This is a genomic window from Streptococcus sanguinis, assembly GCF_003943735.1.
In the GTDB taxonomy this organism is placed as follows: domain Bacteria; phylum Bacillota; class Bacilli; order Lactobacillales; family Streptococcaceae; genus Streptococcus; species Streptococcus sanguinis_E.
The window spans coordinates 82108-103588 of the sequence record NZ_RJMV01000001.1 but is presented as its reverse complement, the minus strand read 5'-3'; the positions used below and the strand labels follow the sequence as shown (position 1 = coordinate 103588).

Sequence of the window (21481 nt, the reverse complement as noted above, 5' to 3'; positions counted from 1 at the left end):
AAATTTTTAGGAGGGAATACAAATGAGTGAAAAAACAAAAAAAGGGTTTAAGATGCCTTCATCTTACACCGTATTGTTGATAATCATTGCCATTATGGCAGTGCTGACTTGGATTATCCCAGCAGGGGCTTTTATAGATGGTGTGTATCAAAAACAAGCGCAAAATCCGCAAGGGATTTGGGATGTTCTGATGGCACCGATTCGTGCAATGCTGGGTACGCATCCAGAGGAAGGATCCTTAATCAAGGAAACTACTGCAGCGATAGATGTTGCCTTCTTCATCCTCATGGTCGGTGGTTTCCTTGGCGTTGTCAACGAAACTGGCGCTTTGGATGTGGGAATTGCCTCTATCGTTAAGAAGTACAAGGGTCGCGAAAAGATGCTGATTGTTGTCTTGATGCCTCTCTTTGCCCTCGGTGGTACTACCTATGGTATGGGTGAGGAAACCATGGCCTTCTATCCGCTTTTGGTGCCGGTGATGATGGCGGTTGGTTTTGACAGTCTGACCGGGGTGGCTATTATCCTGCTGGGTTCGCAAATCGGATGTTTGGCTTCCACACTAAATCCATTTGCAACAGGTATCGCTTCAGCGACTGCTGGTGTTAGTACCGGTGAAGGGATTGCTCTCCGTCTCATCTTCTTGTTTGTCATGACAGCTCTCAGTACTTGGTTTGTTTATCGCTATGCAGATAAAATTCAAAAGGATCCGACCAAGTCACTGGTTTACAGCACTCGCGAAGAAGATTTGAAACACTTCAACGTTGAAACTTCTTCATCTGTTGAGTCAACACTGAGCAAAAAGCAAAGAATTGTCTTAGTATTGTTCATTTTGACATTTGTCCTTATGGTATTAAGTTTCATTCCTTGGACAGGTCTCGGTATTACTATCTTTAAGGACATCAATGCCTGGCTGACTGGTCTTCCAGTTGTTGGTAAGATTGTTGGTTCATCTACTTCCGCACTGGGTACTTGGTACTTCCCAGAAGGAGCTATGCTCTTTGCTTTCATGGGAATCTTGATTGGTGCTGTTTACGGTCTCAAGGAAGATAAGATTATCTCAGCCTTTATGAACGGTGCAGCTGACCTGCTTAGCGTAGCCCTAATCGTAGCAATTGCCCGTGGTATCCAAGTTATCATGAATGACGGTATGATTACAGACACTATCCTCAACTGGGGCAAACAAGGACTCAGCGGTCTGTCATCACAAGTATTTATCGTCTTGACCTACATTTTCTACCTGCCAATGTCCTTCCTTATCCCATCATCATCTGGTCTGGCCAGTGCAACTATGGGAATCATGGCTCCTTTGGGAGAATTTGTCAATGTCAAGGCAAGCTTGATCATCACAGCTTACCAGTCTGCTTCAGGTGTGCTGAACCTGGTTGCTCCAACTTCTGGTATTGTTATGGGGGCTTTGGCACTTGGACGTATCAATATTGGTACTTGGTGGAAATTTATCGGTAAGCTGATTGTAGCTATCATTGCGATCAGTATTGGTCTCTTACTCCTAGGAACTTTCTTACCGTTCCTATAAGCTAGAAGCTGAGGTGATTCCATGAAAAATTTTATAACGGAAGAAGTTAAAGAAGATTTTCTTGAATCTTTGAAAAAAATCGTTTCCTATCCTTCAGTACTGAATGAAGGTCAAAATGGAACACCTTTTGGACAAGCTATCCAAGATGTCCTAGAAAAAACTTTAGAAATCTGTCGGGGGCTAGACTTTACAACCTACCTCGACCCTAAAGGTTATTACGGATATGCAGAAATCGGTCATGGAGCTCAGCTCCTGGCCGTTCTCTGTCATTTGGATGTTGTTCCATCAGGTGATGAGTCGGACTGGCAGACGCCGCCTTTTGAAGCCACTGTCAAAGATGGCTGGATTTTTGGTCGTGGGGTTCAGGACGACAAGGGACCTTCCATGGCCGCTCTTTATGCTGTAAAAGCATTGCTGGACAGTGGAGTGGAATTTAAAAAGCGGGTTCGCTTTATCTTTGGTACAGATGAGGAGACACTTTGGCGTTGTATGGGTAGATACAACCAGCTAGAAGAGCAGGCTACACTTGGCTTTGCACCAGACTCTTCCTTCCCTTTGACCTATGCTGAGAAGGGGCTTCTGCAGCTTAAGCTGGAAGGGCCTGGCTCTGACACTATAGAGCTCGAAGCTGGTCAAGCTTTTAATGTTGTTCCTGCCAAGGCTCCCTATTCGGGTGACTTACTGGAGTCCGTCGTTGCAGGACTGGAAGATTTAGGCTATGAATATGAGCGAACGGCAGAAGAAGTAACGGTTATCGGCTTGCCTAAGCACGCCAAGGATGCTGCCCGAGGAATTAACGCCATTATTCGCCTAGCTAAGGTCTTGCAGCCCTTGGATTCGCATCCGGCTCTTGTCTTTCTGGCTCAGGCGGTTGGTGAAGATGCGACAGGCAACCATCTCTTTGGGGCTGTGTCTGACGAACAGTCGGGCTTTCTTTCCTTTAGTGTTGCCGGTCTGACTTTAACCTCTGACCGCTCTGAGATTCGGATTGACATGCGGATTCCGGTCTTGGCAGACAAGGACAAGTTGGTTGAAAAGCTGGCAGAAATAGCCAGTCAATACGAGCTGACCTATCAGGAGTTTGATTACTTGGCTCCGCTCTATGTACCATTGGACAGTGAGTTGGTCAGCACCCTGATGGCAATTTATCAGGAGAAAACAGGAGACAACAGTCCAGCTATGTCTTCTGGCGGAGCGACCTTTGCTCGTACGATGCCTAACTGTGTTGCTTTCGGCGCTCTCTTTCCGGGAGCTGATCAGACAGAGCATCAGGTCAATGAACGATTGCTCTTAGATGATCTGTATCGGGCCATGGATATTTACGCGGAAGCTATTTATCGTTTGGCTACAACACCTTAAATGCTGACTTTTTAAAACCATCTTCAATTCTTATTGGTACTTCTTTACCCTAGTCAAGTATGGCTTGCTGATTTACTAATGGGTTTCATTTGAGGGAAAAATCGTAAATAGAAAAAACTGAGGCAATGTTGTCTCAGCTTTTATTTACTAAAGAAGAATGGTGGGGTGAATTCTTTGAGTTTCTCAAAGCAGTCCAGAGCCCCTTGGTCATCTTCGCAGATAATCAGACAGACGTCATCTCCACAGACAGTAGCTACAATCTGAGGCAGCTCTAGAGCGTCTAAGATTGCACCGAAAGACTGGGCCAATCCAGGCAGGGTTTTCATGACGACTTGATTTTGAACTGGCCGCAGCATGACCAAAGCATCCTCCATATAGAAACGAAGGCGTTTTTCCCAACGGGATGGTGCAATGCTGTTGATGATATAGTAGGAAGTATCGTTTTCACTGACCTTGACCAGATTGAGTGCTTTCATATCTCGTGAAAGAGTGGACTGGGTTACAATGACGCCGTTTGCTTCCAAATGCTCCTGAAGTTCTTGCTGGGTATGGATTTTCTTTTCCATGATTAAGGAGCGAATAAGACGGTGTCTGCTTTCAATTTTATTCATATATTTTCACCTATAGTTATTTGATAAACATAGCATCACCAAAGCTGAAGAAGCGATAGCGCTCAGCAATAGCGTGCTCATAAGCTTTAAGTGTTAAGGAACGTCCGGCAAAGGCAGAGACTAACATGACCAGAGTTGACTTGGGCAGGTGGAAGTTGGTTGAAAAAGCATCAACGACCTTCCAATCGTATCCCGGCTTGATAAAAATATTGGTCCAGCCAGAGTCAGCCTGAATCTGACCCTGAAATTTACTGCCAATTGTCTCCAAGGTGCGGATAGATGTTGTGCCGACTGCAATGACACGTCCGCCATTTGCCTTGACCTGACGGAGTGTCTGGGCAGCTTCCTCGGACAGACTGTAAAATTCGGAGTGCATCTCGTGATCATCTAAGCTGTCTACAGAAACCGGTCGGAAAGTTCCCAGTCCGACATGAAGGGTGAGATAGACCAGCTTGACTCCCTTGGCAGCAATCTGCTCCAATAGCTCTTCTGTGAAATGAAGTCCAGCAGTTGGCGCAGCAGCAGAGCCGTTTTCTTTAGCATAGACAGTCTGGTAGCGTTCGCGGTCTGCTAGTTTCTCGTGAATATAAGGCGGAAGCGGCATTTCTCCCAAACTTTCCAAGACTTCTAGGAAAATCCCTTCATAGCCAAAGCGTACGATTCGACCACCATGGTCAAGCTCCTCTACCACAGTAGCAGTTAAGCGGCCATCGCCAAAGGAAATTTGAGCACCTACTCTGAGGCGCTTGGCTGGCTTGGCTAGCACCTCCCAATCATCGCCCTGGGTATTTTTGAGTAGCAGTAGCTCGACATGGCCCCCTGTCTCAGGTTTGATACCATAAAGGCGGGCAGGCAGGACACGCGTATTATTCATCACTAGGGCATCGCCGGGCTGGAGCTGATCAATAATCTGGTCAAAGTGCTGGTCGGAGAAGGCTCCCGTTTCTTTATCAACCACTAGCAAGCGGGAAGCATCCCTTTTCTCCAAAGGTGTCTGAGCAATCAGCTCTTCGGGTAAGTCAAAATCAAAATCAGCGGTATTCATCGTATCTCCTTATATTGTTTTCATCAGCCAGAGTAGGTAGGCAGCGAGTAGGAAGGGACTGGCTATCAGCAAGCCTCCTAAAATCAAACTTACAATCTGCCAGCCTGGTTGTTTTTTCATGAGGAAACTCAAGCTGCAGAGTAAGACTCCGACTAAAAATAAAATCAATAAAACAATCAGTAAAAACATGTCTCTATTATAACACGATTTGCTGCAAAAGGAAGCGAGCATGACTGAAAAGTAGGTCAATTTTGATACTTTTTCTTGACAAAAATTGGTCTATACCATATAATGAAGTTAAGAAAAGAAGTGGAGGTAAAAAATGAAAATTATTCAAGTGGAAAACCAAGTAGAAGGTGGTAAAGTGGCTCTTGAGCTGCTCAAAGAAAAGCTGGCTCAGGGGGCAAAAACTTTAGGCTTGGCTACAGGTAGCAGCCCAGAAGGATTTTACAAGCAGATCGTTGAGAGTGACCTTGATTTTTCAGAGATGTTCAGTGTCAATCTGGATGAATATGTCGGTTTGCAGGAGGACAATCCTCAATCTTATCGCTATTTCATGAACCAGCACCTCTTTAACCAAAAGCCTTTTAAAGCAAGCTTCCTGCCTAATGGCGCAGCGAAAGATTTAGAAGCGGAAGTGGCGCGCTACAATCAGCTTCTAGCAGAGCATCCAGCTGATTTGCAGATTTTGGGAATCGGTACGAATGGCCATATCGGCTTTAATGAGCCGGGAACTAGTTTTGACAGCCAGACTCACTTAGTGGATTTGACACCGTCCACCATTCAGTCCAATGCTCGATTCTTCGACAAGATGGAAGATGTTCCGACTCAGGCTATTTCCATGGGGATTGGCAACATTCTCAATGCTAAGTCCATCATTCTCTTTGCTTATGGTTCTGCTAAGGCCAAGGCTATAGCAGGAACTGTTGAGGGGGAAGTGACAGAGGAGCTGCCAGGCAGTGCTCTCCAGAAGCATCCGGATGTTGTAATTATCGCTGATAAGGAAGCGCTTAGCTTGTTAAAACACTAAGATTTTGACATTGATGCTATAAAACTGGCTTTGCCAGATAAAAGTCTCTTAATTTCCTATCTATTTTTTAGGTAGGATTTTTAGATTTATGGTTGACTTTGCGTAAAATATGATATACTAGATAGGTATAATTGTTCTTTGGAGGATCCTGTGAAGAAAAAGCTTTTGTTATTGGGAATTGCGTTCCTGACCTCGTTAGCACCATTAGCTGCTAGGGCTGATGAATTGGTGGATATGGCTAAAAAGATGTATCCGCACGATAATGTTCAGGCGATTAATCGTCCCAAGTCTTCTCTCGTTATTGACGGCAGTACAGGTGATGTTGTCTGGGAGGATAATGTCGATGAGGTGCGTGATCCTGCTAGTATGAGTAAGCTCATGACGCTTTACTTGGTCTTTGAAGCGATTAAGGAAGGAAAAATCAGCGAAAAGACGGTCATTACAGCTACACCTCAGGATCAGGCCACCGCTAATATTTATGAAATTTCTAATAATAAAATTGTCGCTGGTGTGGACTATACTGTATCTGAGCTGATTACCATGACAATCGTGCCTTCATCCAATGCGACAACCGTTATGCTAGCCAATTATCTATCGGACAATGATCCAGATGCTTTCTTGGATCGGATGAATGCCAAGGCTCAAGAGCTGGGCATGACGAATACCAAGTGGTTCAATGCCAGCGGTGCAGCGGCTGTTTCTTTTAAGGGCTATTATAACCCTCAAAACTACGATAATTATGCCAGCAATCAGACAACAGCTCGTGATTTGGCGATTCTGGCTTACAATTTTGTCAATCACCATCCTGAGATTCTAAACTACACTAATAAAGCCAAGGTTACGGTTAAAGCTGGAACTCCTTACGAGGAAACCTTTGAAACTTATAATTACTCCCTGCCGGGTGCTAAATACGCACTCAAGGGCGTAGATGGTATGAAGACGGGCTCTAGTCCTAACGGTGCTTTCAACTATATCGCGACCATTAAGCGTGGAGATCAGCGCATGATTGCCGTGATTATGGGAGTCGGTGACTGGTCTGACCAAGACGGTGAGTATTACCGCCATCCTTTTGGTAATGCTTTGATTGAGAAGGCTTATGCGGATTATGAGTACAAAAAACTCTTATCCAAGGGTGAGCAGGAGATTGATGGACAGAAGTATAAGCTGCCTGAAGATTTCTACGCTACTGTTAAAAAGGGAACCAAGCCTAAAGTCAAGGTTGAAAACAATGTTCTCAAGGCTGAAAATGGCTTGAAGACCTTGTCTAGCAAGATCTCTGATGAAATGAAAGTCGAGAAAGTTGAGAATCCAGTTGCTCAGGCTATTGAAAATGTGACTGGCAGCAAGTCGGATAGCAAGCCTTGGTATGGTGTGTTCTTCAGCGATAAGATGTTAATTCTGCTGCCTGTTGGCATCCTGCTAATCATTCTGTACTTTGAATACCGCAGTCGCCAAAAACGCAAGGCTGCAAAGCAGGAACGTCGTAGAAATACAGATGTTGAATAAAGGGAATGTCCTCTGTCACATACGAACGGAATGACTTTCCAAGCTAAAACTCAGTGATTTTGCTGAGTTTTCTTTCTGTTTTAAGGAGATTTTCATGCGAAAAAAGTTTCACAACAGCTATCTGGCTCATTTTTTACTCTTTAATTTTTTCTTTCTAGCCTACTCTCTTTTTTCGACTCTGATATCAGTCTATATGCAGGACTTAGGCTATTCTAATGCTCAAGTATCGCTAGTAGTGTCGTCTTCCTTCTTTGCTTCTATGCTGGCTCAGCCAATCTTTGGAGTACTCAGCGATGCATTGGGCATTAAAAAGATCTTCCTTTTTAGCTTTCTGGTTATGATGGTTGGGGCTGTATTTTTCATGAAAGCGACTCAGCTTTGGCAGTTACTGGTCTGGTATAGCCTAGTTCTCATGTTGGTTAACGGGGCCAATCCAGTCATGGATGTTCTTGCGGCTCAAAGTCCTTATACTTATGGTAAGATTCGGATTTGGGGAACCATTGGCTATGCCTTAGGCTCTCAGCTGGCTGGTCTAATCTATCAAAGAGTCGCACCGCAGGCTATTTTCCCAGTCTTTATTGGTATGATGATTATCAGCAGTCTAGGACTTTTGGGAATCCAGCCCAAGCACGACCGAGCAGCCCTAGATAAAAAAGACATTCACAAGCAGACAGGTCTGGGGAAGCTCTTGACCAACAAAACTTATCTCTTTTACCTCCTTTTGGTCGCCCTATACTCTGGAGTGGGGAATACTGGTCATACCTATATCCCTGCCATGCTACAGCATAATGGTTTAGAAGTGGATATGGCTTCGACTGTCGTTGCCTTATCAGTTCTGGTTGAAGCGCCTTTTATCTTTTATTCCTATCTCTTTATGGACAAGATTTCGATGAAAAAGCTTCTGTATATCTGTCTGGGAATCATCTTTCTCCAGTACAGCGTTTATGCCTTGGACCTAGGTTTAATTTCGAAAATCGGGATGACTCTCCTTTCCAAGCATGTGACGGGCATGGTTTTGATTATGGTGACCCTGAAAATCGTGGCCAGCTTGGTCGATGAAAAATACCTGGTTACAGCCATTGCTTTGATCCAAACAGCCCGCAGTCTGGGCACTATTCTCATTCAAAATCTGGCCGGCCATTTTCTGGACAGTTGGGGTTACGAAGGAATGAACCTCTTTCTAGCAGCTGTTATCTGCCTAGTCTGTCTGCTGGCCCTCTTTCTAAAATTGCCAGAACGAAAAGGAAATCAATTATTTGGATAATGAAAAACGAGTCGGAGAGATGTTCTCTTGACCCGTTTTTTTGTCTAGATAGTTTCTCTTTCTTTTTGCGAATATTTTAGTAAATGAGATAAAATTTAGAGGGGACTAGGATATGTTTGTGGCGCGAAATCATAAGGGGCTTTTGTGTAATGCTCTGGAGGAGAAGATTGAAAAGGGGGCTGATTTCGTCTGCCCGGCTTGTTCAGGGGCAGTCCGTTTTAAAAAAGGGAAAGTTATGCAGCCGCATTTTGCGCATGTTTCGCTAGAGCAGTGTCGTTTTTACAGGGAAAATGAGAGCGCTGAGCACCTGAACCTTAAGGCGGAGCTTTTTCGCTGGGCTGTCCAGACAGAAGAAGTTGAGGTGGAGGCTTTTTTGCCTGCACTGCAGCAGATTGCTGATCTACTGGTTGATGAAAAACTGGCGCTTGAAGTCCAGTGCAGTCCCCTAAGTATAGAACGGTTGCAGGAACGGACGCTTTCTTACCGCCAGCATGGCTATCAGGTTCTCTGGCTTTTGGGACGAAAACTTTGGCTCAAGGATTCCCTAACTCGCCTGCAGAAGGATTTTCTCTATTTTAGTAAAAATATGGGCTTTCATCTTTGGGAGCTGGATCAAGAAAAGCAAGTTCTGCGTCTCAAATACCTGATTCACGAAGATCTGCATGGAAAAGTCCAGCACAAGACCAAGAACTTTCCCTTTGGTCACGGCCGGTTTTTGGATATTTTGCGTTTGCCCTTTCAAAAGCAGGAGATGAACAGCTTTCTGGCCCAGCAAGATCCGCAGATCTGTAATTATATCCGCCGTCAGCTTTATTACCAACAGCCTAGATGGATGCGGCTGCAGGCCAAGCTCTATCAAGCTGGAGATAATCTCCTGACCAAGTCAGCAGAGGATTTCTATCCACAGGTTCGGCCGATACAGGCAACCTCTTTCTGTCAGATAAGTACTGACCTGACAGACTATTATCAGCAGTTTGAGAACTATTATGCCAATCTCCAGCAAAAAAATCTGCAAATTGTTTATTCACCGGCTTTTTATGAGATGACAAGAGAAAATTGCTAAGTATCGTTAGTTTCCCATTGATGAAGCCATAAACTTTTAGTTATCCTTTCAGTTTTAGAATATTTGAGAATCCTGTATAATATAATAAAGTAATAAGTTAGATAGTTAAAAATTCTAAATCGTGCTAATTCAGCTAGCTTTAGCAAAGATGAGAAATGAAAGGAGCCACTATGAAAAAAATTTTTGTAATCTTTCTGAGTATCATCACGCTCAGTTCAGCTATGCTTTTAGGAGGTTGCAGTATGCTAAACAGTCGATCAGAAAAAGAAAAAATGATTCAAATTGCAGAAAGTAAAAAGATGAAGAGTGTTATTGAGGAAGGGCTGAAAAAGATTGACCCTCAAGCATTAACACCTGAAGGGAAAATTAAAAGTTATGAAATTAATAAAAAGTCACTAACTCAGAACCCAATGGGAGGATTAATGTTTGATTTAATCATTAATGGTGACGAGGAAGTAACACTAGGATATGTCATTACAGAGGACGAAAATGGGAAATTTCACAGAGATGGGACTGTGTGGTCACCGAAGCTTACAGAACTAATGGATGAAGAAAATGTAAATGGCAATGAAGAATAAGTTTTTCTAGATAACTTCCTAACAATGGTTGCGCTATTATGTTCTTTGGAAAAATAGTATAATAATTAATATAAAAAATTAATCTAAATTCGCCTTCTCGTTTTTGTTAAGGTATCGGTTTTATCAAAAATGAGAAGCGAAAGGAGCCATTATGAAGAAAATTTTTGTAATTTTTCTGAGTATCATCACGATTAGTTCAGCTATGCTTCTAGGAGGGTGTAGCATACTAAACAGTCGGTCGGAAAAAGAAGAAATGATTCAGATTGCGGAGAGCCAGAAATCTAAAAAGTTAATTGAGGAAATGTTAAGGAAAAAAGATCCTGAAGCATTGACAGAAAAGGGGATAATAAAAAAATATACAATAAATGAAAAAAATCTTAAATATAATCCTATGGGTGGCTTAATAGTTGAGCTTATAATAAACGATGACACGGAATTAACAATTACCACAACATTGATGGAAGACTCTGATGGGAAGCTAGAACATACAGGGTACGTAATTTCTGGCGAGCTTGCAAAGAAGTTGAGGGGAGAATGACATATAATAAAGCATTAAGTGATAACAAAAAAGTTGATATTGCATTGTAAGAATATGAAATTGAGAAAGTAAATCAAGAGGTCAAACTTAAAGATGGAGGTTATGTCAGCACCGTCTTTGTTAAGGCATCCGCTTTAGCAAAGACAAGAAACGAAAGGAGCTGTCATGAAGAAAAGTTTTGTAATATTTCTGAGTATCATCACGATTATTTCAGGCATTATTTTAGGAGGCTGCAGTATGCCAAGCAGTCGTTCAGAGAAAGAAAATGAAAATAGTCAAATGATTAAACTTGTAGAAAGTAAAGAGGCTGAAAAAGCATTTTATCATTGGTTCACTTATGTTGATCCTCAAGCATTTAAAAAAGAAGGCTTTATACAAAGTTATGAAATAGATAGAAACTCAATTTCAAAAAATCCAATGAGCGGGATAGATTTCGATATTATAATAAATGGAGATTCTGATTTTATTATTAGCTGCAATATAAATAAAAATAGTGATGGAGAGATAGAAAGCACAAGTGCCACTTATTCTGATAAGTTATCTCAAGCATTGGAAAGATAGGAGTTTAGCATGGTATTAATAGAGGACGAAAAATTAAATGATAACCAACATGTGGATTTTACATTAAGAAAATACCATATTGATTCGAAAACTAAAGATGAGGTAATTAGGGAAGAGGGGAGTGAAACCTAAGTTGGCACGGTCTCCCAAATTTACGACAATATTAAGGGTGAGAGAGAATGAGTTTTTGTCTTTACAACTCTTTATACGTAGCGTAGTCCTTGGAACTTTTAAAAAAATAGTATAACAATGATAATATAAACTTTGATTCAAATCCATTTTCCCATTTCGTTAAGGCATCAGCTTTAGTAAAAATAACAAGTTAAAGGAGCCACCATGAAGAAAATTTTTGTAATCTTTTTGAGTATCATCACGCTCATTTCTGCTATATTTTTAGGAGGTTGTAGTATGGTAAACAGTCGGTCAGAAAAAGAAGAAATGATTCAGATTGCGGAAAGTACAAAAATGAAGAAGGCGATTGAGAAAGAGTTGAGAGAACTGGATCCTAAAGCTCTGACACCAGAGGGGAAGATTAAAACGTATAAAATTGAAAAGAATAAATTAGATTTCAATCCGATGGGAGGATTAGACATCTATTTAATAATTAATGATGATAAGAAGTTTGAATTAGACATGACTTTTCAAGAAAATTCAACCACTGGCGAATATGAGACGGGTGGCTATGGCATGTCTCCGGAATTTAACGAGCTAATTAGAGGAGAAAAGTAATATGCCTGATTATAAAAACCCTATTGATGGTAGCGAATATAGAGATAAACAACATGTTGAGACTACTTTATATGAGTATAGGAGTATGTATGTTGGTAAACAATATGATGTAAAAAGGGGGAGGGATTATTTAGGCACCGTCTCCCAAATTTACGACAATGTACATGGCAATGAAGAACAATTTTTTATCTTTACAAATTTCTATCAATGATTCCGCTTTCTTATTCTCGATAAAAATAGTATAAAAATGATAATATCAAACATTAATCCAAATCCATTTTCCCATTTTCGTTAAGGCATCCGCTTTAGTAAAGATAACAAGCGAAAGGAGCTATCATGAAGAGAATTTGTGTCATCTTTCTGAGTATCATTACGCTCAGTTCAGCTATGTTCTTAGGAGGTTGCAGTATGCTAAACAGTCGGTCAGAAAAAGAAGAAATTCTTCAGATTTCAGAAAGTAAAAAGATGAAGAAAGCCTTGGAAAATTTTCTCAAAGGTTTAGATCCTAAAGCTTTGACACCAGAAGGAAAGATTAAATCCTATGAAATTCAAAAGGATAAGTTAGATTATAATCCTATGGGTGGACTAAATGTTTATATAATTATTAATGGGAATGAAGTTTTGAATATTGATATGACTGTTCAAGAAGAAGATACTGGAGAATATGAAGTTGTATCATATGGTATTCCACAAGAATTGAGTGAGTTATTAGGAGAGGATTAACATAGCTAATAATGCAGAGTACAATGATAAGCAGAATGTTGCAGTAGCTTTGGTAGAGTATCGTGAATTAGAATTTAGGAAAAATTACTCAATAGCAAGTAAGAATTGATACATTGGTAATCTTTCTCAGGTATACGATAATGTACATGACAATGAAGAACAATTTTTTATCTTCACGAACATCTAGCAATGATTCCGCTTTCATATTCTTTGGGAAAATAGTATAACAATTAATATAAGACGTTAATCTAAATCTAGTTTCCCATTTTTTTTAAGGTATCAGCTTTAGCAAGGATGAGAAACGAAAGGAGCTGTCATGAAGAAAATTTTTGTAATCTTTCTGAGTATCATTACGCTCAGTTCGGCTTTGTTTTTAGGAGGTTGCAGTATGCTAAACAGTCAATCAGAAAAAGAAGAAATGATTCAGATTGCGGAGAGTAAAAAGATGAAGAAAGCTTTAGACGACCTTCTTAAAGAATTAGATCCTAAAGCATTAACTCCAGAAGGAAAGATTAAATTTTATGAGATTCAAAAGGATAAGTTAAAGTATAATCCAATGGGAGGATTGATAATTAAGATTATCATAAACGAAGATGAAAAATTGAACATAAGTATGACTGTGCAAGAGGAAGAGCAAGGTAATTATAGGGTTGCTAGTTATTTTATATCAGAAGACCTAAATAAAATAGTTGAGTAGGTGTGAGTATGGAAGATTATATAAATCCAATTGATCGTACGGCATATAAGGATCGACAGCATGTTGATATTTCATTTTTTTAATTTGATGGGAACATGCATATTGGAGGGCTGGAATAGTTGAAGATGTTGCTTACATCGGCACTATCTCCCAAATTTACGAAACGTACACGTCAATGAAGAATAAGGTTTTTCTTTCACAACTTCCTAACAATAATTGTGCTATCATATTCTTTTGAAAAAACAATGATAATATAAAACATGAATCCAAATCCATTTTCCCATTTTTGATAAAGCATCAGATTTAGCAAAGATGAGAAGCGAAAGGAGCTATCATGAAGAAAATTTTTGTCATCTTTCTGACTATCATTACACTCAGTTCGGCGATGCTTTTAGGAGGATGCAGTATGTTAAACAGTCGTTCAGGACAAGAAGAAATTCTTCAGATTGCAGAGGGGAAGAAAGCGCAGAGAGCAATAGAAGAATTACTAAGACAGGAAGATTCTAAAGCATTGACAGAGGAGGGGATTATAAAAGAATATTCAATTAATAAAGATGAATTAGACTATAATCCCATGGGAGGATTAATCGTTGAACTTATAATTAATGATAATCCAGAACTAACGATTACCACAACATTGATGGAAGAGTCTGATGGGAAGCTAGAACATATGGGGTACGTGATCTCTGGTGAACTTGCAAAGAAATTGAGGGGAGAATGAAATATGATAAAGCATTAAGTGATAAGAAAAAAGTTGATATTGCATTGCAAGAATATTAGATAAAAAATGTTAATCAAGAGGTTGAACTAAGTGACGAAACCTATGTTGGAACTGCTTCCCAAATTTACGACAATGTACATGACAATGAAGAATAAGCTTATATCTTTACGAACTTCTAACAATGATTCCGCTTTCATATTCTTTGGGAAAATAGTATAATAATTAATATAAGACGTTAATCTAAAACTGCTTTCTCATTTTCGTTAAGGTATCAGCTTTAGCAAAGATGAGAAACGAAAGGAGCCACTATGAAGAAAATTTTTGTAATCTTTCTGAGTATCGTCACGCTCAGTTCAGCTATGTTTTTAGGAGGTTGTAGCATGCTAAGCAATCGGTCAGAAAAGGAAGAAATGATTCAGATTGTGGAGAGTGAAAAGATGAAGAGTGTAATTGAAAATTTTTTAAAAAAATTAGATTCTAAAGCTTTGACTTCGGAAGGGAAGATTAAATTCTATGAGATAAAAAAAGACAGGTTGAAATATAATCCAATGGGAGGGATAATGATTCAAATGTTTATTAACGGAGATAAGAATATAAGTTTAAGTGTAACAGTGGTAGAAGATTCAACTACTGGTAACTATGAAATTGCCACAAATTCAAGAAGTCCGAAACTTAGTGAACTATTGGAGGTGAATTGATTTGGCAAATAACGAAAAATATACGGATTATCAGCATGTCGAAACAGCCATGGTTGAATATGATGAAGATATGATGATTGGGACAGAAAAATATATTGATGAAACAGAATACATCGGCACCGTCTCCCAAATTTACGACAATGTACATGGCAATGAAGAGCAGGTTTATGTACTGACAAATAATGGAACGAATCGCGCCGCTGTCCCCTACTCCGCTTCGGATGCTGAGCGTGCTCAGGTGCAGGATGTGACAGTCATGATGCAGGGGTCACAGACTAAGACGCATACTCCTAAGTTAATCCACGATACTGTTACGGATTGGCTGCCTACAGACTTTGTGACGGCATCTCACCGTCTGGGACCTGTAGGTGCAGTAGAATATGCTACCCCTTTTGTTTATCGTCATTCAAAAAATATTATTACTCAAAAAAGCCGAGAAGAACTAGATAAGGCAGATCGAGACGTAAGTAATAAGATAGGAAATGTAGTCGGAATCTTTAATAAAGATGCTGGTCAAGCTGTGAAGCAGAGCCTTAATTCTCTCAATAAAAATCCCTTTAATGAGCTGAGGAAGAATGTTATATCAAATCTTGCAGGTGTTTCTGGCGGAACTTTCACGACAGGAATTGCTGCACCGAATATTTTGGTAGCTGCTAGTTATCTCAAAAAGACACAAGAGTTTCCTCCGGCTCAGTTTAAGGATGCGGCTAAGCATCTTAAGGAAACCATTCGTAAGTACCCTAATGCCAAGATTGATCTTTACGGACACTCTTTGGGTTCTATGGATATCCAGTATGCTCTATCCACCCTGACAGAGGAGGAGATGCGCCATATTGGCACAGTCCATATCTACAATGGCCCTAATATCTATCCTCTCTTGCCCAAGGAACAGCAGGCACGACTGGATAGCGCTAAGTATAAGATCTTTAATCATATCGACCATAAGGACATCGTCAGCTTAGGCTACAGCTTATCTGGCAGTGAAAATGCTGCTGGTATTGTACATCATATTGCGACTGTCGAAAAGGAAATAGGTGCTCAGCATATGATGGAGGGCTATATCTACGATAAAAATAAAAATTTTGTGCTTATGGATGGGACAGGAAAGACGACTATCAAGGATACCATCAAAGCCAATATGATTCCTTACCAGAATATGAAGAAGTATCTGTCTAAGGGTGGATTTAGCAGTAATGAAAAGATTTATCTGGACAGTGTTCAAGCCCAGGCAACTGTTAAAAATTTAGTAAATGTGATCAAACTAGGCTATGACACTTTGCAGCAGGCTAGAGATCGGGTTGTTAGCGAAGCAGAAAAGCTAGCAGAGCAGTTGGAAAAGGTGCCAGAGGGCTTCAGTCTTAGTCCAGATGAGGTGGCTGCAGCCTATCAGGCTGGAGGTGCAGATTATCAATCATTGGTCGCATCTTTGCAAGAGCACTTTTATATTCGATTGTCTAAATTTCAGATACTTCGAATTACCTTTAGCGTTTTGCAAGGTCAGATTGAAGCTGGTATTGAGTTGTTGCTGGCTAGGGATCAAACATTAGCAGGAGATTTTGAGCAATGGAACCAAATCAATCAATGAAGCAGGATATAGCTAAAAAAGAAAAAGAGATGGTGGAACTATACTCAGAACTTCAGAGGGAACGTTTGAAGATTGATAAAGAACGAGATATCATCCTATCTAAGAAAAAAGCTTTTTCCGACATGCTACAAGAAGAGTATGAAATGGCGACTGCTATTTTGCGGAAACAAGAAAGGGACACTAGTATCGAATGGCAGGCTCTAAATCAGTATATAGAATCCTATGATATATTGGCAGAAGGGGCTAGCAGCGAGGAACTGAAAAATCTTGATCTAAAAGATGAGAAAGTTTTGGAAACATTCTCTAAGCAGAGACGCCGTTTAGAATGGGAAATTGAAGATAGCTATTCTCATCTTCGTGATTCTAAATAAATCTGCTGTTTAGAGTAGAGGAAAGGAAAAAGTCTATGTTTATATCAGAAATAGCTTCAACACCAGTAAAAAGTTACTTTTCACCATCTAAAACATCTGATTTGGCAGAAATTAGAAAAGCAATAGAAAAGCAAATTATAACGAATGTTCTAGCTCCTCTTTTGTTAGCTCAAAAAAGCAGCCTTCAAAGCAATTATGATACTCTTTTTACTGATGTCGCAAAGACTGTTCAAGAGAGCGTGAAAGTAGCTGCAGATCAGATAGATAGCTCGATGAAAGGGCAATTTTCTAAAAAAGTTGTAAGCGTTATAGACAACAGCAGTACGAAATTTGAAGAAATTTAGCAATGAACTCTTTGGAATCTAATTTTTGTTTGGTCAGGAATTAGGTTCAAAGAGTTTTTTTATAAACTAAGTCAGTCTGCATAGCTACTAAGAGATTTTGGTACTTGAGTTTTATAAAAAGTGGAATTTTGTGATAGAATAGGGGAGTCGGAGGATTTTTTTATGGCAAAACAAAGAAATGAAATTGAAGAAAAATATACTTGGGATTTGAGTACTATTTTCCCAACAGATGAAGCCTTTGAAGCCGAGTTGGCGCAGGTTTCAGAAGAAGTGAAGAAAGCAGCTGGTCTGGCTGGGCATTTGCTGGATTCAGCGGATAGTCTCTTAACAACGACTGAAGTGCAGCTGGACTTGATGCGTCGTATTGAAAAGCTTTATTCTTATGCTCATATGAAGAATGACCAGGATACACGTGTGGCTAAGTACCAAGAGTATCAGGCCAAAGGCATGACTCTTTACAGCGATTTTGGTCAAAGCTTTGCCTTCTATGAGCCCGAATTTATGGCGATTACAGAAGAGCAGTACCAGGCTTTCTTGGCTGAGCAGCCACCCCTGAAGCTGTATCAGCATTATTTTGACAAGCTTTTGAAAAAGAAAGCCCACATCCTGACACAGCGCGAAGAGGAGCTATTGGCCGGTGCTGGTGAAATCTTTGGCGCAGCGGGCGAAACCTTTGCTATCTTGGATAATGCGGGTATTGTCTTTCCGATGGTGCATGACGAAGATGGAAATGAAGTTCAGCTCAGCCACGGCAACTATATCACCTTGGTCGAGTCTAAAAATCGAGAGGTCCGTAAGGAAGCTTATGAGGCTCTCTACAGCGTCTACGAGCAGTACCAGCATACCTATGCTAAGACTCTGCAGACCAATGTCAAGGTTCACAATTACAATGCGAAAGCCCGCAAGTTTTCATCTGCCCGTGAAGCAGCCTTGTCAGCTGACTTTATTCCAGAAAGTGTTTATGACAGCCTAGTTTCAGCTGTCAATAAGCATTTGCCTCTCTTGCAACGTTATATCGCTTTACGAGCGAAGATTTTAGGCATTTCTGACTTGAAGATGTATGATATGTACACACCTTTGTCAGAGACAGACTACAAGTTCACTTATGAGGAAGCCTTGGCTAAATCTGAGGAAGTTCTGGCTATTCTGGGTGAGGATTATTTGAGCCGAGTGAAGACAGCTTTTTCAGAGCGCTGGATTGATGTTCATGAAAATCAAGGTAAGCGCTCAGGAGCATACTCAGGCGGTTCTTATGATACCAATGCTTTTATGTTGCTTAACTGGCAGGACACACTGGACAATCTCTTTACCTTGGTGCACGAGACAGGCCACAGTATGCACTCCAGCTATACTCGTGAAACCCAGCCTTATGTCTATGGAGACTACTCTATCTTCCTAGCTGAGATTGCTTCGACGACTAACGAAAACATCCTGACAGAGAAGCTCTTGGAAGAAGTAGAAGACGATACGACCCGCTTTGCTATCCTCAATCACTTCTTGGATGGCTTCCGAGGAACGGTCTTCCGTCAAACCCAGTTTGCTGAGTTTGAGCATGCTATCCACAAGGCTGACCAAGAAGGTCAAGTTTTGACCAGCGAGTTTCTCAATGCACTCTACGCTGACTTGAACGAGAAGTACTATGGACTGAAAAAAGAAGATAATCCGCAGATTCAGTATGAGTGGGCTCGGATTCCGCATTTCTACTATGATTACTATGTTTTCCAATATTCGACAGGATTTTCAGCGGCTTCTGCCTTGGCTGAAAAGATTGTCCATGGCAGTCAGGAAGACAAGGATAAGTATCTGGACTATCTGAAAGCTGGTAACTCTGACTATCCGCTCAATGTCATCAAAAAAGCAGGTGTGGATATGGAAAAGGAAGACTACCTAAATGCTGCTTTTTCTGTCTTTGAGCGTCGTCTGGATCAATTTGAAGCCTTGGTAGAAAAGTTGGGACTGGCATAAGATGGTCGAGACTTATAATCAAAACTCTAATCCCAATATGCGTCGGCCAGTGGTCAAAGAGGAAATCGTTGACTTTATGAGACAGCGTCTCCAGCCGGTCGCTGGTGGACTCAAGGTACTAGAGGATTTTGCTAGAGTTGAAAATGTGCCCGTGATTCCTCATGAGACAGTGGCTTACTTCCGCCTGCTACTCGAAAGTCTTCAGCCAGAGAAGATTTTAGAAATCGGTACGGCTATTGGTTTTTCGGCCCTTTTGATGGCGGAGCATGCGCCTCGGGCTCAGATTACAACTATTGACCGCAATCCAGAGATGATTGAGTTGGCCAAGGCTAATTTTGCAAAATATGACAGCCGTCAGCAGATCACTCTGCTGGAAGGTGATGCGATGGATTTGCTTGAGACACTAGAGGATTCCTACGACCTTGTCTTTATGGACTCTGCCAAGTCCAAGTATGTGGTCTTTCTGCCCCAAGTTCTCAAGCGCCTCAATCCTGGTGGCCTAGTCCTCATTGATGATATCTTCCAAGGAGGAGATGTTGCCAAGCCTTTTGAGGATATTAAGCGTGGCCAACGGGCTATTTACCGAGGTCTGCATAGTCTTTTTGACGCAACTTTGGACAGTCCAGATTTAACTTCTAGTCTGCTTCCCTTGGGAGATGGACTGCTTATGATTAGAAAAAAATGACATCTCTGATTTTTTCCTAATTTCCAAAAATTTTTAGTAAAATTTAAGATATCAATTCAAATTTGTGCTACAATAGAAAACGTGAACTTTTAAGAATAAGGAGTCAATATAAAATGAAGAAAAAAATATTTGCAGGAGCTGTGACACTCTTGTCAGTCGCTGTATTAGCAGCATGTTCCAACTCAGAAGGCAAGGACATCGTGACCATGAAAGGAAACACGATTACTGTCAATGAATTCTATGATCAAGTGAAAAATAATGGTGCAGCTCAGCAGGTCTTGCTGCAGATGGCTATCAAAGACATCTTTGAAGAAAAATACGGCAAAGACGTCAAAGACAAGGATGTTAAGGATGCTTTCGAAAAGTCTAAAACGGCTTACGGTACAGCTTTTGCCCAAGTCTTGGCTCAAAACGGATTGACCGAAGATGCCTACAAGGATCAAATCCGCACCAATATGCTGGTAGAGTATGCCGTTAAGAAGGCTGCTGAAAAAGAGCTGACTGACGAAAACTACAAGGCTGCCTTTGAAAACTATACGCCAGAAGTAACAGCTCAAATCATCAAGGTTGACAGCGAAGACAAAGGTAAGGAAGTTCTCGAAAAAGCTAAAGCAGAAGGCGCAGACTTCAGTCAAATCGCTAAGGAAAACTCTACCGATGCTTCCACTAAGGAAAAAGGCGGAGAAATCAAGTTTGACTCTGGTTCTGCCGATGTTCCAGATGCTGTCAAAAAAGCTGCCTTTGCTTTGGAAGAAAATGGCGTTTCAGACCTTGTGACTGTGCCAGATTCACAGTATTCAGCAAGTTACTATATTGTTAAGCTGGTCAAGAAGTCAGAGAAATCTTCTAACTGGAAAGACTACAAAGATAAGCTGAAAAAGATTATCATTGCACAAAAAGAAAAAGATACTAGCTTCATCCAAAGCGTTGTGGCTAAAGAGCTGAAAGATGCCAACATCAAGGTTAAGGATAGTGCTTTCCAATCTGTCTTTGCTCAGTATATCGAAACGACAGGTTCTTCAACTTCTTCATCAAGTGCTGCTAGCAGCTCAAAGACTTCTGAGTCTAGCTCAGCAGCTGAAAGCAGTTCAGCAGAAGCTTCATCATCAGCCGCAGAATAAGGTTGACGAAAAGCGAATAAGCAAGTATAATAAGACTGGTGAGAATTGATTTTTCAAGTTCTTAGTTCAGAGAATTGGCGGTGCTGCGAGCCATCTGAGACGGAGAATCATGCTACTCATCTAGCAAAATAGAATACGAAATGAGAATGACAAGTTCATTGAATGAAGGTGGTACCGCGGTTTTTCGCCCTTCGGACAAGGAACTTGTCTTTTATGTTGGCTCTGGAGGTAATATAATGAAAACCTATCTTGTCAAACAGAAATTTCGCTTAGGCGGCGAACGCTTTGATATCAAGGACGATCGAGGGAATGTGGATTATCAAGTGGAAGGCTCTTTCTTCCAGATTCCTAAGACCTTTACTATCTATGATAATCAGGGTCAAATCGTCAGTCAGATTACCAAGACCCTTATAACCCTCTTGCCCCAGTTTGAAATCAAACTCAACAGCGGGCATAGCTTTTATATCCGTAAGAAATTCTCTTTTTTACGTGATAAATATAAATTTGATAATTTGGGTCTTCGGGTTGAAGGGAACATCTGGGATTTAAACTTTCGTCTGCTGGATGACAGCAATCAAGTCGTTGCAGAGATTACCAAGGAGCTTTTCCATCTAACCTCTACTTATCAGGTGAGTGTCTATGATGAGACTTATTCAGATTTGGTCATTTCCCTCTGTGTCGCTATTGATTATGTCGAAATGCTGGAAAGTTCGTCCTCATAATGCAATTATTTTTAGAAAAAATTTAAGGAGA

Annotated in this window: 26 protein-coding genes; 23 read left to right on the top strand and 3 right to left on the bottom strand. The window is 40.8% G+C overall.

Translation table 11 applies throughout. The annotated features are described in order from the left end of the window. The first annotated feature begins 22 nt into the window (after positions 1-22). Both D8877_RS00545 and D8877_RS00540 read left to right on the top strand, forming a co-directional pair. Positions 23-1534, top strand: coding sequence for a YfcC family protein (locus D8877_RS00545; RefSeq protein WP_002925462.1), 1512 nt, complete (start codon positions 23-25; stop codon positions 1532-1534). A 21-nt stretch (positions 1535-1555) separates the two neighbouring features. Beyond that, positions 1556-2893: a dipeptidase gene (locus D8877_RS00540; protein WP_125352117.1), complete on the top strand. Its 1338-nt coding sequence runs from the start codon at positions 1556-1558 to the stop codon at positions 2891-2893. 140 nt (positions 2894-3033) lie between these two features. Here D8877_RS00540 and D8877_RS00535 read toward each other — a convergent pair whose 3' ends face one another. From D8877_RS00535 to D8877_RS00525, 3 genes are read right to left on the bottom strand one after another with little or no spacing between them, the layout of a single operon-like run. Next, positions 3034-3504 (bottom strand): arginine repressor, encoded by a 471-nt coding sequence (locus D8877_RS00535; RefSeq protein WP_002896068.1) that lies wholly within the window; start codon positions 3502-3504, stop codon positions 3034-3036. 16 nt (positions 3505-3520) lie between these two features. Beyond that, positions 3521-4549 carry a tRNA preQ1(34) S-adenosylmethionine ribosyltransferase-isomerase QueA gene (gene queA / locus D8877_RS00530; protein ID WP_032916004.1) on the bottom strand — a complete coding sequence of 343 codons (1029 nt, stop codon included), beginning with the start codon at positions 4547-4549 and terminating at the stop codon, positions 3521-3523. 9 nt (positions 4550-4558) lie between these two features. Beyond that, the gene (locus D8877_RS00525; RefSeq protein ID WP_185760133.1) at positions 4559-4738 is read right to left on the bottom strand and encodes a hypothetical protein; all 180 of its coding nucleotides are present in this window, start codon (positions 4736-4738) and stop codon (positions 4559-4561) included. Between the two features lie 133 nt (positions 4739-4871). Between D8877_RS00525 and nagB the strand changes: the two genes are divergently transcribed. The 21 genes from nagB to D8877_RS00420 all read left to right on the top strand — a co-directional run bounded on the left by nagB (position 4872) and on the right by D8877_RS00420 (position 21450). Continuing rightward, complete coding sequence (gene nagB / locus D8877_RS00520; RefSeq protein ID WP_125352115.1) at positions 4872-5579, top strand: glucosamine-6-phosphate deaminase; 708 nt, start codon at positions 4872-4874, stop codon at positions 5577-5579. Between the two features lie 150 nt (positions 5580-5729). Further along, positions 5730-7085 (top strand): DUF1958 domain-containing protein, encoded by a 1356-nt coding sequence (locus D8877_RS00515; protein WP_125352113.1) that lies wholly within the window; start codon positions 5730-5732, stop codon positions 7083-7085. A gap of 94 nt (positions 7086-7179) precedes the next feature. Beyond that, a complete protein-coding gene (locus D8877_RS00510) occupies positions 7180-8349 on the top strand; it encodes an MFS transporter (protein WP_125340737.1) in 1170 nt (389 codons plus the stop codon). A 112-nt stretch (positions 8350-8461) separates the two neighbouring features. Next, positions 8462-9412, top strand: a complete 951-nt coding sequence (locus D8877_RS00505) for a competence protein CoiA (RefSeq protein ID WP_125340739.1) — start codon at positions 8462-8464, stop codon at positions 9410-9412. A gap of 170 nt (positions 9413-9582) precedes the next feature. Next, positions 9583-9990 carry a DUF1310 family protein gene (locus tag D8877_RS00500; RefSeq protein WP_125340741.1) on the top strand — a complete coding sequence of 136 codons (408 nt, stop codon included), beginning with the start codon at positions 9583-9585 and terminating at the stop codon, positions 9988-9990. Between the two features lie 151 nt (positions 9991-10141). Continuing rightward, positions 10142-10528, top strand: coding sequence for a DUF1310 family protein (locus D8877_RS00495; RefSeq protein WP_125340743.1), 387 nt, complete (start codon positions 10142-10144; stop codon positions 10526-10528). Positions 10529-10693: 165 nt separating this feature from the next. Further along, on the top strand, positions 10694-11089 hold the full coding sequence (locus D8877_RS00490) for a DUF1310 family protein (RefSeq protein ID WP_125340745.1): 396 nt from the start codon (positions 10694-10696) through the stop codon (positions 11087-11089). Between the two features lie 9 nt (positions 11090-11098). After that, positions 11099-11221, top strand: coding sequence for a hypothetical protein (locus tag D8877_RS12365; protein WP_260468626.1), 123 nt, complete (start codon positions 11099-11101; stop codon positions 11219-11221). A gap of 204 nt (positions 11222-11425) precedes the next feature. Further along, positions 11426-11818, top strand: a complete 393-nt coding sequence (locus D8877_RS00485) for a DUF1310 family protein (RefSeq protein ID WP_125340747.1) — start codon at positions 11426-11428, stop codon at positions 11816-11818. A 1-nt stretch (position 11819) separates the two neighbouring features. After that, the gene (locus D8877_RS00480; RefSeq protein WP_125340749.1) at positions 11820-12029 is read left to right on the top strand and encodes a hypothetical protein; all 210 of its coding nucleotides are present in this window, start codon (positions 11820-11822) and stop codon (positions 12027-12029) included. A 125-nt stretch (positions 12030-12154) separates the two neighbouring features. Continuing rightward, a complete protein-coding gene (locus D8877_RS00475; protein ID WP_125340751.1) occupies positions 12155-12541 on the top strand; it encodes a DUF1310 family protein in 387 nt (128 codons plus the stop codon). Between the two features lie 316 nt (positions 12542-12857). Further along, a complete protein-coding gene (locus D8877_RS00465) occupies positions 12858-13238 on the top strand; it encodes a DUF1310 family protein (protein WP_125340753.1) in 381 nt (126 codons plus the stop codon). A 334-nt stretch (positions 13239-13572) separates the two neighbouring features. Beyond that, positions 13573-13959, top strand: a complete 387-nt coding sequence (locus D8877_RS00460; RefSeq protein ID WP_125340755.1) for a DUF1310 family protein — start codon at positions 13573-13575, stop codon at positions 13957-13959. Positions 13960-14267: 308 nt separating this feature from the next. Continuing rightward, positions 14268-14657: a DUF1310 family protein gene (locus D8877_RS00455; RefSeq protein ID WP_125340757.1), complete on the top strand. Its 390-nt coding sequence runs from the start codon at positions 14268-14270 to the stop codon at positions 14655-14657. Position 14658: 1 nt separating this feature from the next. Beyond that, a complete protein-coding gene (locus D8877_RS00450; protein WP_125340758.1) occupies positions 14659-16242 on the top strand; it encodes an alpha/beta hydrolase family protein in 1584 nt (527 codons plus the stop codon). Then, positions 16239-16613 (top strand): hypothetical protein, encoded by a 375-nt coding sequence (locus D8877_RS00445; protein WP_125340821.1) that lies wholly within the window; start codon positions 16239-16241, stop codon positions 16611-16613. The genes D8877_RS00450 and D8877_RS00445 overlap by 4 nt, the downstream gene beginning before the upstream one ends. A 35-nt stretch (positions 16614-16648) precedes the next feature. Beyond that, positions 16649-16957, top strand: a complete 309-nt coding sequence (locus D8877_RS00440) for a hypothetical protein (RefSeq protein ID WP_002929842.1) — start codon at positions 16649-16651, stop codon at positions 16955-16957. A gap of 162 nt (positions 16958-17119) precedes the next feature. After that, positions 17120-18922, top strand: a complete 1803-nt coding sequence (gene pepF, locus D8877_RS00435) for an oligoendopeptidase F (RefSeq protein WP_125340760.1) — start codon at positions 17120-17122, stop codon at positions 18920-18922. 1 nt (position 18923) lies between these two features. Beyond that, on the top strand, positions 18924-19607 hold the full coding sequence (locus tag D8877_RS00430) for an O-methyltransferase (protein ID WP_125340762.1): 684 nt from the start codon (positions 18924-18926) through the stop codon (positions 19605-19607). A gap of 113 nt (positions 19608-19720) precedes the next feature. After that, a complete protein-coding gene (gene prsA, locus D8877_RS00425) occupies positions 19721-20728 on the top strand; it encodes a peptidylprolyl isomerase PrsA (protein WP_125340764.1) in 1008 nt (335 codons plus the stop codon). 140 nt (positions 20729-20868) lie between these two features. Continuing rightward, the gene (locus D8877_RS00420) at positions 20869-21450 is read left to right on the top strand and encodes an LURP-one-related/scramblase family protein (RefSeq protein WP_185760131.1); all 582 of its coding nucleotides are present in this window, start codon (positions 20869-20871) and stop codon (positions 21448-21450) included. The last annotated feature ends 31 nt before the right edge of the window (positions 21451-21481 follow it).

Bases quoted from the DNA above. Each gene is read 5' to 3' on its own strand.
- D8877_RS00545 (WP_002925462.1), top strand. From the start codon at position 23: ATGAGTGAAAAAACAAAAAAAGGGTTTAAGATGCCTTCATCTTACACC.
- D8877_RS00540 (WP_125352117.1), top strand. From the start codon at position 1,556: ATGAAAAATTTTATAACGGAAGAAGTTAAAGAAGATTTTCTTGAATCT.
- D8877_RS00535 (WP_002896068.1), bottom strand. From the start codon at position 3,504: ATGAATAAAATTGAAAGCAGACACCGTCTTATTCGCTCCTTAATCATG.
- queA (WP_032916004.1), bottom strand. From the start codon at position 4,549: ATGAATACCGCTGATTTTGATTTTGACTTACCCGAAGAGCTGATTGCT.
- D8877_RS00525 (WP_185760133.1), bottom strand. From the start codon at position 4,738: ATGTTTTTACTGATTGTTTTATTGATTTTATTTTTAGTCGGAGTCTTA.
- nagB (WP_125352115.1), top strand. From the start codon at position 4,872: ATGAAAATTATTCAAGTGGAAAACCAAGTAGAAGGTGGTAAAGTGGCT.
- D8877_RS00510 (WP_125340737.1), top strand. From the start codon at position 7,180: ATGCGAAAAAAGTTTCACAACAGCTATCTGGCTCATTTTTTACTCTTT.
- D8877_RS00505 (WP_125340739.1), top strand. From the start codon at position 8,462: ATGTTTGTGGCGCGAAATCATAAGGGGCTTTTGTGTAATGCTCTGGAG.
- D8877_RS00500 (WP_125340741.1), top strand. From the start codon at position 9,583: ATGAAAAAAATTTTTGTAATCTTTCTGAGTATCATCACGCTCAGTTCA.
- D8877_RS00495 (WP_125340743.1), top strand. From the start codon at position 10,142: ATGAAGAAAATTTTTGTAATTTTTCTGAGTATCATCACGATTAGTTCA.
- D8877_RS00490 (WP_125340745.1), top strand. From the start codon at position 10,694: ATGAAGAAAAGTTTTGTAATATTTCTGAGTATCATCACGATTATTTCA.
- D8877_RS12365 (WP_260468626.1), top strand. From the start codon at position 11,099: ATGGTATTAATAGAGGACGAAAAATTAAATGATAACCAACATGTGGAT.
- D8877_RS00485 (WP_125340747.1), top strand. From the start codon at position 11,426: ATGAAGAAAATTTTTGTAATCTTTTTGAGTATCATCACGCTCATTTCT.
- D8877_RS00480 (WP_125340749.1), top strand. From the start codon at position 11,820: ATGCCTGATTATAAAAACCCTATTGATGGTAGCGAATATAGAGATAAA.
- D8877_RS00475 (WP_125340751.1), top strand. From the start codon at position 12,155: ATGAAGAGAATTTGTGTCATCTTTCTGAGTATCATTACGCTCAGTTCA.
- D8877_RS00465 (WP_125340753.1), top strand. From the start codon at position 12,858: ATGAAGAAAATTTTTGTAATCTTTCTGAGTATCATTACGCTCAGTTCG.
- D8877_RS00460 (WP_125340755.1), top strand. From the start codon at position 13,573: ATGAAGAAAATTTTTGTCATCTTTCTGACTATCATTACACTCAGTTCG.
- D8877_RS00455 (WP_125340757.1), top strand. From the start codon at position 14,268: ATGAAGAAAATTTTTGTAATCTTTCTGAGTATCGTCACGCTCAGTTCA.
- D8877_RS00445 (WP_125340821.1), top strand. From the start codon at position 16,239: ATGAAGCAGGATATAGCTAAAAAAGAAAAAGAGATGGTGGAACTATAC.
- D8877_RS00440 (WP_002929842.1), top strand. From the start codon at position 16,649: ATGTTTATATCAGAAATAGCTTCAACACCAGTAAAAAGTTACTTTTCA.
- pepF (WP_125340760.1), top strand. From the start codon at position 17,120: ATGGCAAAACAAAGAAATGAAATTGAAGAAAAATATACTTGGGATTTG.
- D8877_RS00430 (WP_125340762.1), top strand. From the start codon at position 18,924: ATGGTCGAGACTTATAATCAAAACTCTAATCCCAATATGCGTCGGCCA.
- prsA (WP_125340764.1), top strand. From the start codon at position 19,721: ATGAAGAAAAAAATATTTGCAGGAGCTGTGACACTCTTGTCAGTCGCT.
- D8877_RS00420 (WP_185760131.1), top strand. From the start codon at position 20,869: ATGAGAATGACAAGTTCATTGAATGAAGGTGGTACCGCGGTTTTTCGC.